Source organism: Enterobacter cloacae complex sp. 309I3 (genome assembly GCF_050031595.1).
Classification (GTDB): Bacteria; Pseudomonadota; Gammaproteobacteria; order Enterobacterales; family Enterobacteriaceae; genus Enterobacter; species Enterobacter cloacae.
In genome coordinates, this window is the sequence record NZ_JBLGWI010000001.1 from 1,056,696 (window position 1) to 1,072,115 (window position 15,420).

The window sequence follows — 15,420 nt, forward strand, 5'->3', positions numbered from 1 at the left end:
TGGTCAGGACTTACTCAGCTTCTCTGACTTTTCCATGCATTTCGCCATCGCTTCAATGACCGCCGCACGGAACCCGCGCTCTTCCAGCACCCGCACCGCTTCGATGGTGGTACCGCCAGGCGAGCAGACCATATCTTTCAGTTCCCCTGGATGCTTACCGGTTTCCAGCACCATTTTGGCTGAGCCCATCACCGCCTGTGCGGCAAATTTATAGGCCTGCGCACGTGGCATACCGCCAAGCACCGCAGCATCCGCCATCGCTTCCAGGAACATGAAGACATACGCAGGAGCAGAGCCACTCACGCCCACAACCGGATGGATCATCGATTCGGCAATCACTTCCGCTTCGCCGAAGCAGCGGAAAATGTTCAGCACATCGGCCACATCTTCCGTGGTCACCAGCGCGTTAGGGGTGATGGAGGTCATCCCAGCATTGACCAGTGAAGGGGTATTGGGCATTGCGCGAACAATTTTACGGTCATGACCCAGTGCACGGGCCAACTGATCGAGCGTCACGCCTGCGGCAATCGACACCACCAGCGTGTCTTTATTCAGGCTGGAGGTGATCTCGCTCAGGACTTTGATCATGATGTTCGGTTTAACCGCCCCAAAGACGATATCGGCGACCTGGGCCACTTCCTGCGCGCTTTCGGCTGCGTTAATACCATACTCATCACGCAACGCCGCGACTTTATCCGGTGATGGTGTATAGACCCAAATCTGACCCGGCAGGACCTGCCCGCTGGCGATCAGGCCACCCAGGATGGCTTTGCCCATGTTACCGCAGCCAATAAACCCGATTTTCTTATCCATCACGTTTCTCCGTCGTTATGCGTTGTTTTCTCTGATTGATAGCTTAACAACGAAATGCAGGCGACAATAGTCGCCAGTATCAATAGGGGAGACATTATGGCGATTTGGGTTGATGCGGACGCATGTCCGAATGTGATTAAAGAGATTTTATTCCGTGCTGCCGAGCGTGTTCAGATGCCGCTTACGCTGGTGGCAAACCAAAATATCCGCGTACCGCCTTCCCGATTCATTCGTGCGTTGCGGGTTCCTGCCGGTTTTGATGTGGCGGATAACGAGATCGTACGGCTGTGCAGCGCGGAAGATTTGGTGATCACGGCGGATATTCCTTTGGCCGCAGAGGTACTGGAAAAGGGCGCCGCAGCGCTGAACCCGCGCGGGGAGCGTTACTCACCAGCAACCATCCGGGAAAAACTGACCATGCGCGATTTCATGGATACGCTTCGCGCCAGCGGTGTGCAGACCGGCGGGCCAGACAGTTTATCTCAACGTGACCGCCAGCAGTTTGCCGCAGAGCTGGATAAGTGGCTGCTGGAAGTGAAACGTCGCACTGCTAAATGATAATCATTGTCAATATGTGGTACAGTATGGCAGTGACAGGGTTGTCATTCCGTACCGCTTTGCAGTAAAGTAAACGCAACATCTTCTGCAATTATTTCTTTACACTCTTCAGCCATCCGGCATCAAGGGGAAACACCTGGTTATGACCCAACCCATCTTTTTAGTTGGCCCCCGCGGCTGTGGGAAAACCACCGTTGGCCTGGAGCTGGCGCGTGCCTGTCAACGTCATTTTGTTGATACCGACCACTGGCTGCAGACGCAGGCCGGACAAACCATCGCGGATATCGTCGAAAAAGAGGGCTGGGAGAGCTTTCGCAGCCGTGAAACGGCCGCGCTGGAAGCGGTAACGGCACCCGATGCGGTAATTGCCACAGGCGGCGGAATTATTCTGGCGGAATATAACCGCCGCTTTATGCGCGAAAAAGGGATTGTGATTTATCTCTGTGCACCCGTGGTTGCGCTGGTGGGGCGTCTGGAAGCGTTTCCGGAAGAGGGGCAACGTCCTGCGCTGACCTCCAGACCGCTCTGCGAAGAGGTGAGCGAGGTGCTGGCGGAGCGCGATGTGTTATACCGCGAAGCGGCACATCACGTGGTGGATGCTTCCGCGTCGCCTGAAGAGGTTGTGATTCAGATTATTACCGCCCTGCGTTTGGCTTGTGCCAGCTAACCGCCGTCTATACTTATAGCTCTGACATAAAAAAAGGATGAGCTATGCCAACCAGACCTCCCTATCCGCGTGAAGCACGTATTGTTACCGTTGAAAAAGGCAATGGCGATCAAACCGTGACCTGGTATCAACTGCGTGCCGATCACCCTAAACCCGACTCTCTCATCAGTGAACATGAGACTGAACAGGAAGCGCTGGATGCGAAACGGCGCTACGAAGATCCCGATAAGTCATGAATGTTTTCCTAAACGCTCCAATACCGTGCCTGAATCACACTTTTTACTCATCGCTAATGTTAAGCAGGAGTTAATATTTAGTTATTACAGGTAGCTCCGTTACCGGCAGGTGATCTTTACATTTCGGGATGGAGATCACCTGCTACGCTTGGTGCTGTTTTGTTGAAAAAACGAACTGTGCAGCGTAGTGAGCCTGTACCTGTGTAATAAGTTTTTGTAGTAATGGAAGGCGAAGACGATGAAGGCAACGTTGGCGATCATCACTATTGGTGTGGTCCCTGTAAGCGAAGTGTTACCGCTCTTAACCGAGCATGTATCTGAACAACAGATCACGCATCTCAGCCTGCTGGGGAAGATGAGCCGGGAAGAGGTCATGGAGGACTACGCTGTAGAGGCGGGGGAGGATCCCCTGGCGACGTTATTAAGCGACGGTAAACTGGCGCATGTTTCACGACAGAAAATTGAGCGCTCGCTGCAGGCAGTAATAGAAGTGCTCGATAATCAAGAGTATGACGTTATTTTGCTGATGAGTACTGCTCCCATTAAGGGACTCATGGCTCGTAATGCGATTTTACTCGAGCCGATGCGAATCATTCCGCCGCTGGTGGCATCCATTGTGGACGGACACCAGGTGGGGGTGATTGTGCCCATTGAAGAACTCATGGACAACCAGGAAGCAAAATGGCACGTGCTTGAAAAAACGCCCCTGTATGCGCTGGCCAATCCCTTCTGGGACAGTGAGGCCAAACTCATTGCGGCCGGGAAGGAGCTACTGGAGCGCGGGGCTGATGTGTTGATCCTCGACTGCCTGGGGTTCCACCAGCATCACCGCGATCTACTGCAAAAAGCGCTGGATGTGCCGGTACTGTTGTCGAACGTTCTGATGGCGCGTCTGGCCTCAGAACTCCTTACCTGATGATTTTGCGTGACAGGTCATGAGCATGGCCCCTATAGTGAATTTTTATCTAAAAATATAAGGGCCAGTTCATGCTTCAAAGTAACGAATACTTTTCCGGTAAAGTGAAATCCATTGGTTTTACCAGCAGCAGCACTGGCCGCGCCAGTGTCGGCGTGATGGCTGAAGGGGAATACACCTTTGGTACGGCCGAAGCTGAAGAGATGACGGTGGTAAGTGGTGCGCTTAACGTCTTACTGCCGGGTGAAACGGAATGGAAAGTTTACTCTGCCGGCGAAGTTTTCAACGTCCCTGGCCACAGTGAGTTCCATCTGCAGGTTGCTGAACCGACCTCTTATCTGTGCCGCTATCTGAAATAATCTTCTTCCCTCTCCCCGTTGGGGAGAGGGTCAGGTTGAGACGAAATTATCTCTGCGCTTCGCCGCCGAGGCCTTCTACCAGATTTTGAATCAACGCGGCCAGCTCGCCGGTCATCAGGATAAAGTCCGCATCAAAGCGCTGGGCGTAATCTTCACGATCGATATCTTCGTTCTGATCGCGCAGTTCATCGCAGAACTTCAGGCGCTTAACAGAGCCATCGTCACACATCACAAACTGAATACGCTGCTGCCAGTCGAGCGCCAGTTTAGTGACCACTTTGCCTGCTTCAATGTGGACGGCGATCTCATCGCTCACCAGATCCTGTTTTTTCGCACGAATGACACCGCCATCCTCAAGCAGGGCTTTCAGTTCGGCTTCATCGAGGATCTGGAACCCTTGCGCTGCGGTGCCGCTGCGAACCCATTCGGTCAGGGTTAACTCGATAGGCGTTTCCAGCGCCAGTGGAACCACCGGCAAAGAGCCGATGCTCTTACGCAGCAGGGCCAGCGTATCTTCCGCTTTTTTGGCGCTGGCGCAGTCCACCATGATCAGCCCGTTGACGGTATCGATCCACATCATGGTCTGGCTGAAGCGGCTAAACGCGCGCGGCAGCAGGGAGTGCAACACTTCGTCTTTCAGGGAATCTTTTTCGGTCTTTTTCAGCTTGCGGCCCTGTTCGGCTTCAAGCTTAAAAATTTTCGCTTCCAGCGCTTGCTTCACCACCGGCGTGGGCAGGATTTTCTCTTCTTTACGGGCGCAAACGATGATTTGACCCGTGCTGCTGGCGTGGGTCAGGGCATCGCTTTGTGAACCCATTGGCGGAACCCAACCGGTTTTTGCCATATCCTGGCTTCCGCAAGGGGAAAAGGTATAAGCGGCTAACTGTTTTTCCATCTCTTCTGCACGCAGCGAAACGTCGCGGCTGAGACGGTAAACCATCAAATTTTTGAACCACAGCATGATAATTTCCACGGCCTTGTCGTTAAATCAGCGGGCATGATAACGAATTGTCGCATCGCTTGCATTGCTAATCGGGAAGCGTGCTTCTACTCTGTTGATAATCAAAATAATGAGGAGAGTCTTGTGCGTATTGGGATTGATTTGGGCGGCACCAAAACTGAAGTTATCGCACTGAGCGAGCAGGGGGAGCAGCTTTTCCGTCACCGCCTGCCCACGCCGCGCGACGATTATCACCAGACTATCGAGACGATTGCCCGGCTGGTTGAGATGGCAGAGCAGGCGACAGGACAGACCGGCTCCGTCGGGATGGGCATTCCCGGATCCATTTCGCCTTATACCGGGGTGGTGAAAAACGCCAACTCCACCTGGCTCAATGGCCAGCCTTTTGATAAAGATTTGAGCGCGCGTCTGCAGCGCGAGGTGCGTCTGGCAAATGATGCGAACTGTCTGGCGGTCTCAGAGGCGATTGACGGTGCGGCGGCGGGTGCCCAGACCGTTTTTGCTGTCATCATTGGTACCGGCTGCGGGGCCGGTGTGGCGTTCGGCGGGCGTGCGCATATTGGCGGTAACGGTACGGCAGGCGAGTGGGGACATAACCCATTGCCATGGATGGATGAAGACGAACTTAAATACCGTACTGAAGTGCCGTGCTACTGTGGAAAACAGGGCTGTATTGAGACGTTTATCTCCGGCACCGGTTTTGCCACCGATTACCACCGCCTGAGCGGTCAGCCGCTTAAGGGTAACGAGATCATGCGTCTGGTTGAGGAGCAGGATCCCGTGGCGGAACTGGCGTTGAGCCGCTACGAAATGCGCCTGGCGAAATCGCTGGCGCATGTGGTGAACATTCTCGATCCTGATGTGATTGTGCTGGGCGGTGGGATGAGCAACGTCGACCGGCTGTATGCGACGGTGCCTGCTCTCGTCAAACAGTGGGTCTTCGGCGGGGAATGCGAAACCCCTATCCGCAAAGCCGTCCACGGAGACTCCAGCGGCGTGCGCGGCGCAGCGTGGTTATGGCCAGCAAATTCGTAGGCCCGGTAAGCGAAGCGCCACCGGGCGAATTCAGGCAGCCGCAATAAAAAAGCCGGGTGGCGGCTACGCCTTACCCGGCCTACAGAATGCAGTGGGCCTTTACTGTAACGCAAACTCCTTATCCAGCCTGCTATACCCCAGTCCATTAATCTTCTTCACTTTGATTTGCACCGGAATACGCTCCTTCATGGCCTCGACATGGCTTATCACGCCGATGGTTTTCCCGGTGGCATTCAGCGCGTCGAGCGCATCCAGCGCGGTGTCCAGCGTCTCGCTGTCGAGCGTGCCGAAACCTTCATCCAGGAACAGCGAATCGATTCGCGTTTTGTGGCTCACCAGGTCGGAAAGTGCCAGCGCCAGCGCCAGACTGACGAGGAAGCTTTCGCCGCCAGAAAGCGTGCGGGTATCGCGTACGGCATCGGCCTGCCAGGTATCGACCACCTCCAGCTCCAGTGCGTCGCTGACTTTACGCTGCAGCAGATAGCGCCCGTGCAGGCGGTTAAGCTGCTGGTTAGCGAGCCAGACCAGATTATCCAGCGTCAGACCCTGGGCGAATTTACGGAACTTGTCGCCGGTGCTGGAGCCTATCAGCGCATTCAGATAACCCCAGTCCTCGGCCAGACGTGAGGCCTCGTCAATTTGCTGCATCAGCGCCAGCTGGTGCTGGCGGTTATCGCTGTCCTGCTTAAGCTGCTGGCGGATCTCCCCCTGATGAGTGGTGTTCTCGCGAAGCTGCTGCGTCAGCTGCTGTAGCTGCGCATGCAGGGTTTGCGCGTCGGCGTCCAGCCCTTCCGGTTGCTGGTGCTGGTGGGCCTGTAGCTGCTGTTCAGCCTGCCCGCTAAGCGCAATTGCCTGCTGAAGCTGGCTCTCCAGCGTCTGCTTGCGTTGTTCAAGACGGTGGATGGTCTCCTCATCCAGCAGCGCGGCGAGAAAGGCCTCGCGATCGGCGAAGCAGCTTGCCGCCAGCGCGGTGGCAAATTGCGCTGTGGCGTGCTGTAGCCGCTCGCTTTCCAGACTCTCCTGCTGCTGCAGGGTGGCAAGCTGGCTTTGCAGGGACAGGCATTCGTCGTGGATCTCGCGCCAGTTCTCAGGAATGGCCGGTTCTGCCTCGGTGTCATCGCCTGTCGGAAGCGTGTCGAGCAGCGGTTTCAGGGTATTAATGCGCTCCTGAATCGCAGCATACTGCGTCTGTTTTTCCTGCCACAGGTTGAATTCCGTCTCCCGGGCGTACAGCCAGGCGGTCTCTTCCCCCTCTTCAGGAACATGCAGCGACAGCGCGAGCAGGGCGTTTTCCAGTGCCTGACGCGTTGCCGACAGCTGCTGCTGGTACTGACGCTCCTGCGCTTGCTGTTCGTTAAGCTGGTTTTGCAGCGTCAGGCGCTGGCTGAGCTGATAGAGCTGACGTTCGTACTGTTCCTGTTCGTTCATCCATGGGGCGATATCTTCCTGAATATTCAACGAGATATTCAGGTCTGCACAGACCTCCTGCCACTCTTTAGTGAGTGCTTGCTCTTCCTGAGAGAGCGTCTGCGCTTCGTCTGTTGCTCGCTGGATCTGCTGTGTCAGGGCATTGACCTGTCCCAGCACCAGCAGACCTTCCTCTTTAAGCGCGGCGACCTCTTTTTCCAGCGCGTCCCGGCGCCGCTGGTTATCGGTGAGTTCAAGCGCCTGATACGTATCAATGGCGGGATGTTCACTGGAGCCGCACAGTGGGCAGGGTTTTCCGGCCTCAAGCTGCGAGCGGTAGCTTTCCAGCTTTTTGATCGTCGCTTCGCTTTCACACAATGCTTTCAAATCGACATAGTGCTGGTTTTTTTCTTTGTACTGCTGGCGGCGCAGCGTCAGCGTTTCATTGAGTTTTACCTGCTCGGACTGCGCTTTTTGCCGGGTATCCGCGTTCTCTTGCAGCCGTTTTTGCAGCGGCTGATAGCGGGCATGAAGCGAGGTCAGGCGCTGGCGTAAAGGGCGTGACCGGGACTGTTGCTCCATTGCCGCTGCCACGTCATCCGCCGTCAGCGTCAGGGGGTTTTCCGGCATCCCGGCGAGCTTCTGACGTAATTCAGCAATACGGGCTGCAAGCGTGGCAATCTGATGTTTATCGCGGTTCAACTGCGCAAAATGGGCGCGCCAGCCAGCAATCTCCTGGCCCCACACGCGGTAACGTTCATGCTCCGCCAGCCATGTTGCCTGGATCGTAAGGTCACTCTGCAATTGCGCATGGGTACGCAGCGCCGTATGACGGATGCGTGAGCGCTGCGCGGCTTTGGCCTGTAAGCGAGTATTTACTTCGACAATGCGCTGCTTTGTCTGCGCGAGGCGCGTGGTTTGTTCTTGCTGGCTATCCCACAGGGGGCGAAGCTGGGCGGCGGGCTGCGCAAGCTGGAGCTTGGCCAGCTCAGGCGCGGCGTCGGTCAGCGCCTGCTGCGCCTGCTGTTGCAGGAGCATGACCCGCTGCTGCTCGCGAATAAGCTCGTCGTTGCGCGTCAGCCACTGAAAATCGCGCTGTTGGTTCTGCTGCTGAGTCAGCAGGGTTTTCTCTTCGTCAGTAAGTGCCTGCAAACTCTGCTGTAACTGCTGCTGTTGCGCTTCGCTCAGTAACACCACGCCTGCGGCCTGCGCCTCGCACATCTCAAGCGCGTTACGGGCGGCCTTATGTTTTTCGAACACCATCGCTGAGATCTGACCGTAGATCTCGGTGCCGGTCAGCTCTTCCAGCAGTTCGGCGCGATCGCCCGGTTTAGCGTTGAGGAAGGCGGCAAACTGCCCCTGGGAGAGCAACATTGAACGGGTAAAACGGCTATAATCCAGCCCGGTGAGCGCGGCGGTTTGATCCAGTTTGTCCGTCACTTTATCGGCCAGAATTTTACCGTCTTCACAACGCGCCAGTTCGACGCGCGGTGCCTGAAGGTTTCCGTCTGGTTGATTGCGCGCGCGGTTCTGGCTCCAGAACGCACGATACGCTATGCCTTTTACCTCAAACTCCACCTCGGCCAGGCACTCGGCGGTATCGCGGGTCATCAGGTCGTTTTGTGCCTGGGAGACTTTTTGCAGACGCGGCGTTTCGTGGTAAAGGGCCAGACAGATGGCGTCGAGCAGGGTCGTTTTCCCGGCACCGGTCGCGCCGGTAATGGCGAACAGCCCGTTGCTGGCAAACGGCTCGGCGGTAAAGTCAATTTTCCACTCGCCCTTAAGGGAGTTGAGGTTTTTCAGACGCAGGCTCAGAATTTTCATGCGTTTTCTTCCTCATCGCTGAGCGCGTGCAGGGTATGAAGGAATAGCTCGTTAAGCCTTGCGCGCGTGGTGTCGTCAATCTCTTCCTGCGACAGTCGGCGTTCAAATACCTCTTCCACCCTCAGTTCGCTGAGCGTTTCACGCTGTGCACCCAGCAGAATTTTCTCGCGCTGTTCGCGGCTGCGGCGAACCAGTAAGACCTCGACGGGCAGATCTTCCGTCAACGCCTGAATTTTACGCTGCATATCATGCAGGTAGTCGTCGGTCGTGATTTCAATATCCAGCCAGATGGGCGGATTTTGCTCGACACCGCGCCACTGCTCCAGCTGAGCGGTAATCGCCGCCAGATCGCCCTTCAGCACCGCCAGCGGTTGGGTGACGGGGATCTCCAGCGACTCCACGGCACTGAGTTTGCCCTCATTAAAGCTCACCAGGTGCACACATTTGGCTTTGCCGGTCTCATCAAAACTGAGCGCAATGGGCGAGCCGCAGTAGCGAATGTGCTCGCAGCCGCCGATGACCTGCGCCCGGTGAATATGCCCGAGCGCGATATAATCCGCTGGCGGGAAATTTTGCGCCGGGAAGGCGTCCAGCGTACCAATATAGATGTCACGCACCGCGTCACTTTTACTGGCGCCGACGGTAGTAAGATGCCCGGTGGCAATCACCGGAATGGCCTGATCGCCGCGCAGGGCGCAGGCATTAGTATGTTGCTGGTGATAATAGTCCGTGATGCTCTGCAACAGATGCTGCTGCTTTTCCCCGCCGGACATCCCCGCCTGACTCTGAACGATATCGCGTGGGCGCAGGAAGGGCACCGGACACAGCACCGCTCCCGGTGTACCGTCACGTTTTTTCAGGATCTGCGGCGCATGACCGGCGCTGGCTACCACGGTCGTGTTAAGGAAGGCCAGGATATCGCGGGATTCATTCAGCGTTGCGACGGAGTCGTGGTTACCGGCGACAATCACCAGATGACAGCCGGTTTGTTGCAGATTTACCACGAAGCGGTTGTAGAGCTCACGCGCATAGCTTGGCGGCGAACCGGTATCGAAAATGTCACCCGCAACAATAATCGCGTCCACCTCGTGCGATCGGGCCGTGTCCAGCAGCCAGTTCAGGAACGCTTCATGCTCCGCTGCCCGGCTTTTGCTGTAAAAGTTTTGACCCAGATGCCAGTCCGAGGTGTGTAATATGCGCATAGCGAATCCGTGGCAAAAAAAGGGAATGGGGATTATAAACTTTCAGAAGCTGGAAAATAACCGCTGTAATAAAACAACAGTTTGCCATTTTACGTGGTACTGTTTTTCATAAATCTGTCATAAATCTGACGCATAATGACGCCGCATTACAAACTTGTAACTTAAATAAGATAAGACAGGGCAAAGTATGGCGAGACGTATTCTGGTCGTAGAAGATGAAGCTCCAATTCGTGAAATGGTGTGCTTCGTGCTCGAACAAAATGGCTTCCAGCCGGTTGAAGCGGAAGATTATGACAGCGCGGTGAACCAGCTGAATGAACCCTGGCCCGATCTGATCCTGCTTGACTGGATGTTGCCTGGCGGCTCCGGACTGCAGTTTATCAAACACCTCAAGCGTGAAGCGATGACCCGCGATATCCCCGTTGTCATGCTTACCGCGCGCGGTGAAGAGGAAGATCGCGTGCGCGGCCTTGAGACCGGCGCGGATGATTACATTACCAAACCCTTCTCACCGAAAGAGCTGGTTGCCCGTATTAAAGCTGTGATGCGCCGTATTTCACCGATGGCGGTGGAAGAGGTCATTGAGATGCAGGGCCTGAGCCTTGATCCCACCTCGCACCGTGTTATGACGGGCGAAAATCCCCTCGACATGGGGCCTACCGAATTCAAACTCCTGCATTTCTTTATGACTCACCCGGAGCGTGTTTACAGCCGCGAACAGTTGCTGAATAACGTCTGGGGAACTAACGTGTATGTCGAAGACCGGACGGTTGACGTACATATCCGCCGCCTGCGTAAAGCGCTGGAACTGAGCGGACACGATCGCATGGTACAGACGGTCCGCGGCACGGGTTATCGTTTTTCTACCCGTTTCTGAACAATGACAGGAGTGTGACGCGTGCTGGAACGTCTGTCATGGAAAAGGCTCGTCTTTGAACTGATCTTATGTTGTATTCCGGCCTTCATTTTGGGGGCCTTTCTTGGATACCTGCCGTGGTTTCTGCTGGCGTCCGTGACCGGGCTGCTGATCTGGCATTTCTGGAACTTACTGCGCCTCTCCTGGTGGCTGTGGGTTGACAGAAGTATGACGCCTCCCCCGGGAAGCGGGAGCTGGGAGCCGCTGCTTTACGGCCTGCACCAGATGCAGATGCGTAATAAAAAGCGCCGTCGCGAGCTGGGAAGCCTGATTAAACGCTTTCGCAGCGGTGCGGAATCGCTGCCGGATGCGGTGATTCTGACCACGGAAGAGGGGACAATCTTCTGGTGTAACGGTCTCGCCCAACAGCTGCTGGGCCTGCGCTGGCCGGACGATAATGGCCAGAATATCCTCAATCTTCTGCGTTATCCGGAGTTCACGCAGTATCTGAAAAAACGTGATTTCACGCGTCCGCATAATCTGAAGCTCAACAATGGCCGCCATCTTGAAATACGTGTAATGCCCTACAGCGATCGGCAATGGCTGATGGTGGCGCGCGACGTCACCCAGATGCACCAGCTGGAAGGGGCACGACGCAACTTCTTCGCCAACGTGAGCCACGAGCTGCGCACGCCGCTGACGGTGCTGCAGGGCTATCTGGAGATGATGCAGGAGCAGACGCTTGAAGGGGCGCCGCGTGAGAAGGCGCTGCATACCATGCGCGAGCAGACGCACCGTATGGAAGGGCTGGTGAAACAGCTGCTGACGCTGTCGAAGATTGAGGCGGCTCCGACACTTGCCTTAAATGACACTATCGACGTACCGATGATGCTGCGGGTAGTGGAGCGCGAAGCGCAAACCTTAAGCCATAAAAAACATCATCTGACCTTTGACGTCGATAACAGTCTGAAGGTGCTCGGGAGCGAGGATGAACTGCGGAGTGCTATCTCTAACCTGGTCTATAACGCGGTTAATCATACCCCGGAAGGAACGGATATTATGGTGCGCTGGCAGCAGACACCAACGGGGGCCGAGTTTAGCGTCGAGGATAACGGGCCGGGCATTGCGCCTGAGCATCTTCCACGTCTGACCGAGCGGTTTTACCGGGTAGATAAAGCCCGTTCCCGGCAAACGGGGGGAAGCGGGCTGGGGCTGGCCATTGTGAAGCACGCGGTGAATCACCATGAAAGCCGCCTCGATATTCAAAGCACGCTGGGCAAAGGAACCCGTTTCAGTTTCGTTATACCGGAACGATTAATTGCCAAAAAGATCGCCTGACGGCGGGTGTGTCATTTTACCTTTCCACGGGCCAGCTATTGCTGGCCCGTTTGCTTTGCAGTAAAGCGAAACGCGAATGAATTTTATACGGCTGGTGCTTTTTTGTTCGCATGATTAGCCATGGCTTTTTCATGATATTAGCGAATTATTCTGGTTGGTATTTTCATGATGGTATATTGTTCTGGTTTTACGATCCCTCCTTGCCTTTAAACGTTATAAGCGTTTAAATTGCCCCCCAGATACTGTCAGACCGACTGTATTTGCGTGGTAAATCGAAAAACTATTCTTCTCCACGCCAGGACGGGAGCATATCCCGCTGAAATTGAGCAAAATTTCCGCTGTATCGTCCCATTGGGGATGGCGAAAATCTCAATATATTCAACACCACATCCACAGGCAGTAAGGTTTTATGACCCATCACTTAAAATCGCGTGACATCATCGCGCTGGGCTTTATGACATTTGCGCTGTTCGTTGGCGCAGGCAACATCATTTTTCCCCCAATGGTTGGCTTACAGGCGGGTGAACACGTCTGGACAGCAGCATTTGGTTTCCTGATCACTGCCGTGGGCCTGCCGGTGTTGACCGTGGTTGCGCTGGCGAAAGTTGGCGGCGGCGTTGATAGCCTCAGCACCCCAATTGGTAAAGTGGCTGGCGTCCTGCTGGCAACGGTGTGTTATCTGGCCGTTGGCCCGCTGTTTGCGACCCCGCGTACCGCGACAGTCTCCTTCGAAGTGGGGATTGCGCCACTGACCGGTGACGGTGCGATGCCGCTGTTTATCTACAGCCTGGTTTACTTCGCTATTGTGATTCTGGTCTCCCTCTATCCGGGCAAACTGCTGGATACCGTGGGTAACTTCCTGGCTCCACTCAAAATTATCGCGCTGATCGTGCTGGCGGTTGCGGCCATTATCTGGCCTGCGGGTCCTATCAGCAGCGCGATGGATGCCTATCAAAATGCGGCCTTCTCTAACGGATTTGTGAACGGCTATCTGACAATGGATACGCTGGGCGCGATGGTGTTTGGTATCGTTATCGTGAACGCCGCTCGTTCCCGTGGTGTGACCGAAGCGCGTCTGCTGACCCGCTATACCATCTGGGCTGGTCTGATGGCCGGTGTGGGCCTGACGCTGCTCTATCTGGCGCTGTTCCGCCTGGGTTCCGATAGCGCCACGCTGGTCGATCAGAACGCGAATGGTGCGGCAATTCTGCACGCTTACGTTCAGCACACCTTTGGCGGTGCGGGCAGCATGCTGCTGGCGGCCCTGATCTTCCTGGCCTGTCTGGTGACGGCGGTTGGCCTGACCTGTGCCTGTGCGGAGTTCTTTGCGCAATATCTGCCGCTCTCTTACCGCACGCTGGTATTCATCCTCGGCATCTTCTCCATGGCGGTGTCTAACCTCGGTCTGAGCCACCTGATTCAGGTCTCCATTCCGGTGCTGACGGCCATCTATCCGCCATGTATCGTGCTGGTGGTGTTGAGCTTTACGCGCCCGTGGTGGAACAACTCCTCGCGAATTATTGCGCCAGCCATGTTTATCAGCCTGATTTTTGGTATCCTTGACGGGATTAAAGCATCAGCGTTTGCTCACATCCTGCCAGCCTGGACACAGCGTCTGCCGCTGTCTGAGCAAGGTCTGGCCTGGCTGATGCCTACCGTTGTTGCACTGGTTCTGGCCATTATCTGGGACCGTGCTGCAGGGCGTCAGGTTACATCGAACGCCCATTAATCAACGGCAACAAACTGTTTAACCACGGGGCTTAAGGCCCCGTGGTTTTTTGTTTTTTTCGTGTTGAATGGCAAGATTTAAATGGAAAGCACTAACAAACTCAAACGTGGGCTGAGCACGCGCCACATTCGCTTTATGGCGCTCGGCTCCGCTATCGGTACCGGTCTTTTTTATGGCTCGGCAGATGCCATCAAAATGGCCGGTCCAAGCGTTCTGCTGGCCTACATCATCGGCGGCGTGGCGGCGTATATCATCATGCGTGCGCTGGGAGAGATGTCGGTTCATAACCCTTCAGCCAGTTCATTCTCGCGCTATGCGCAGGAGAATTTAGGCCCGCTGGCCGGGTTTATCACCGGCTGGACCTACTGCTTCGAAATTCTGATTGTGGCCATTGCCGACGTCACCGCCTTTGGCATCTACATGGGCGTCTGGTTCCCGGCGGTACCGCACTGGATTTGGGTGTTGAGCGTGGTGCTGATTATCTGTGCCGTCAACCTGATGAGCGTGAAGGTCTTTGGAGAACTGGAGTTCTGGTTCTCCTTCTTCAAGGTTGCCACCATCATCATCATGATTGTGGCCGGTTTCGGCATCATCATCTGGGGGATCGGTAATGGCGGCCAGCCAACCGGTATTCATAACCTCTGGAGCAACGGTGGCTTCTTCAGCAACGGCTGGCTCGGCATGGTGATGTCGCTCCAGATGGTGATGTTCGCCTACGGCGGGATTGAGATCATCGGGATTACCGCCGGGGAAGCCAAAGACCCGGAGAAATCCATTCCACGCGCCATCAACTCGGTGCCGATGCGTATTCTGGTGTTCTATGTGGGTACGCTGTTCGTCATTATGTCTATCTATCCGTGGAACCAGGTGGGGACCAACGGTAGCCCGTTTGTGCTGACCTTCCAGCATATGGGCATCGCCTTTGCGGCCAGCATCCTGAACTTTGTGGTCCTGACCGCGTCGCTGTCAGCGATCAACAGTGACGTCTTTGGCGTGGGCCGCATGTTGCACGGCATGGCAGAGCAGGGCAGTGCGCCAAAGGTCTTTGCCAAAACCTCCCGTCGCGGCACGCCATGGGTGACGGTTATGGTGATGACCGTTGCGCTGCTGCTGTCGGTCTACCTGAACTACATCATGCCGGAAAACGTCTTCCTGGTGATCGCTTCTCTGGCGACCTTCGCGACCGTGTGGGTGTGGATCATGATCCTGCTGTCGCAGATTGCGTTCCGCCGCCGTCTGTCCCCTGAGGAGGCAAAAGCGCTGAAGTTTAAAGTGCCAGGCGGGGTAGCGACGACCGTCGTTGGGCTGATCTTCCTGGTGTTTATCATCGGCCTGATTGGCTACCATCCTGATACCCGTATTTCCCTCTACGTGGGCTGTGCGTGGATCGTACTGCTGCTGGTGGGTTGGGGGTTTAAATGCCGCCGCGACCGTCAGCTGGCGCAAGCGCAGTAATATTTTATGCCCTCTCCCACAGGGAGAGGGAATTTTGTCTCCTCCTCCTTTCTCCTCCCCCAAT

Annotated in this window: 14 protein-coding genes; 10 read left to right on the forward strand and 4 right to left on the reverse strand. The window is 55.6% G+C overall.

What is annotated here, in order from left to right; translation table 11 throughout:
* Positions 1-3: 3 nt before the first annotated feature.
* Entirely contained in the window at positions 4-813 is an 810-nt protein-coding gene (proC, locus tag ACQG22_RS04890) for a pyrroline-5-carboxylate reductase (protein WP_013095814.1), read from the reverse strand.
* Between the two features lie 96 nt (positions 814-909).
* Between proC and ACQG22_RS04895 the strand changes: the two genes are divergently transcribed.
* From ACQG22_RS04895 to ppnP, 5 genes are all read left to right on the forward strand, one after another.
* The gene (locus ACQG22_RS04895) at positions 910-1,371 is read left to right on the forward strand and encodes a YaiI/YqxD family protein (RefSeq protein WP_013095815.1); all 462 of its coding nucleotides are present in this window, start codon (positions 910-912) and stop codon (positions 1,369-1,371) included.
* A gap of 142 nt (positions 1,372-1,513) precedes the next feature.
* Positions 1,514-2,038: a shikimate kinase AroL gene (gene aroL, locus ACQG22_RS04900; protein ID WP_369706590.1), complete on the forward strand. Its 525-nt coding sequence runs from the start codon at positions 1,514-1,516 to the stop codon at positions 2,036-2,038.
* Positions 2,039-2,082: 44 nt separating this feature from the next.
* Positions 2,083-2,274 (forward strand): protein YaiA, encoded by a 192-nt coding sequence (gene yaiA, locus ACQG22_RS04905; RefSeq protein ID WP_013095817.1) that lies wholly within the window; start codon positions 2,083-2,085, stop codon positions 2,272-2,274.
* A gap of 238 nt (positions 2,275-2,512) precedes the next feature.
* Positions 2,513-3,190, forward strand: coding sequence for an AroM family protein (locus ACQG22_RS04910; protein ID WP_013095818.1), 678 nt, complete (start codon positions 2,513-2,515; stop codon positions 3,188-3,190).
* Positions 3,191-3,261: 71 nt separating this feature from the next.
* Positions 3,262-3,549: a pyrimidine/purine nucleoside phosphorylase gene (ppnP, locus tag ACQG22_RS04915; protein WP_013095819.1), complete on the forward strand. Its 288-nt coding sequence runs from the start codon at positions 3,262-3,264 to the stop codon at positions 3,547-3,549.
* Positions 3,550-3,595: 46 nt separating this feature from the next.
* Here the strand turns inward: ppnP and rdgC are convergent, their stop codons facing one another.
* Positions 3,596-4,510 (reverse strand): recombination-associated protein RdgC, encoded by a 915-nt coding sequence (gene rdgC / locus ACQG22_RS04920; protein WP_013095820.1) that lies wholly within the window; start codon positions 4,508-4,510, stop codon positions 3,596-3,598.
* A gap of 123 nt (positions 4,511-4,633) precedes the next feature.
* Here rdgC and mak point away from each other — a divergent pair, with 123 nt between their 5' ends.
* Positions 4,634-5,545 carry a fructokinase gene (gene mak / locus ACQG22_RS04925; protein WP_058678423.1) on the forward strand — a complete coding sequence of 304 codons (912 nt, stop codon included), beginning with the start codon at positions 4,634-4,636 and terminating at the stop codon, positions 5,543-5,545.
* 99 nt (positions 5,546-5,644) lie between these two features.
* Here the strand turns inward: mak and sbcC are convergent, their stop codons facing one another.
* On the reverse strand, positions 5,645-8,776 hold the full coding sequence (gene sbcC, locus ACQG22_RS04930; RefSeq protein WP_369706591.1) for an exonuclease subunit SbcC: 3,132 nt from the start codon (positions 8,774-8,776) through the stop codon (positions 5,645-5,647).
* Positions 8,773-9,978, reverse strand: a complete 1,206-nt coding sequence (sbcD, locus tag ACQG22_RS04935) for an exonuclease subunit SbcD (RefSeq protein ID WP_061772549.1) — start codon at positions 9,976-9,978, stop codon at positions 8,773-8,775. Before sbcD ends, sbcC begins: the two co-directional genes overlap by 4 nt.
* Before the next feature lie 187 nt (positions 9,979-10,165).
* On the opposite strand from sbcD, the gene phoB reads away from it, so the two are divergent.
* The 4 genes from phoB (at position 10,166) to proY (ending at position 15,356) form a co-directional block, all read left to right on the forward strand.
* Positions 10,166-10,855 (forward strand): phosphate response regulator transcription factor PhoB, encoded by a 690-nt coding sequence (phoB, locus tag ACQG22_RS04940; RefSeq protein ID WP_010428026.1) that lies wholly within the window; start codon positions 10,166-10,168, stop codon positions 10,853-10,855.
* Between the two features lie 21 nt (positions 10,856-10,876).
* Positions 10,877-12,172, forward strand: a complete 1,296-nt coding sequence (gene phoR, locus ACQG22_RS04945) for a phosphate regulon sensor histidine kinase PhoR (RefSeq protein ID WP_029883416.1) — start codon at positions 10,877-10,879, stop codon at positions 12,170-12,172.
* A gap of 409 nt (positions 12,173-12,581) precedes the next feature.
* Positions 12,582-13,901: a branched-chain amino acid transporter carrier protein BrnQ gene (brnQ, locus tag ACQG22_RS04950; protein ID WP_038418789.1), complete on the forward strand. Its 1,320-nt coding sequence runs from the start codon at positions 12,582-12,584 to the stop codon at positions 13,899-13,901.
* Positions 13,902-13,982: 81 nt separating this feature from the next.
* Complete coding sequence (proY, locus tag ACQG22_RS04955; RefSeq protein ID WP_045902420.1) at positions 13,983-15,356, forward strand: proline-specific permease ProY; 1,374 nt, start codon at positions 13,983-13,985, stop codon at positions 15,354-15,356.
* Positions 15,357-15,420: the final 64 nt, after the last annotated feature.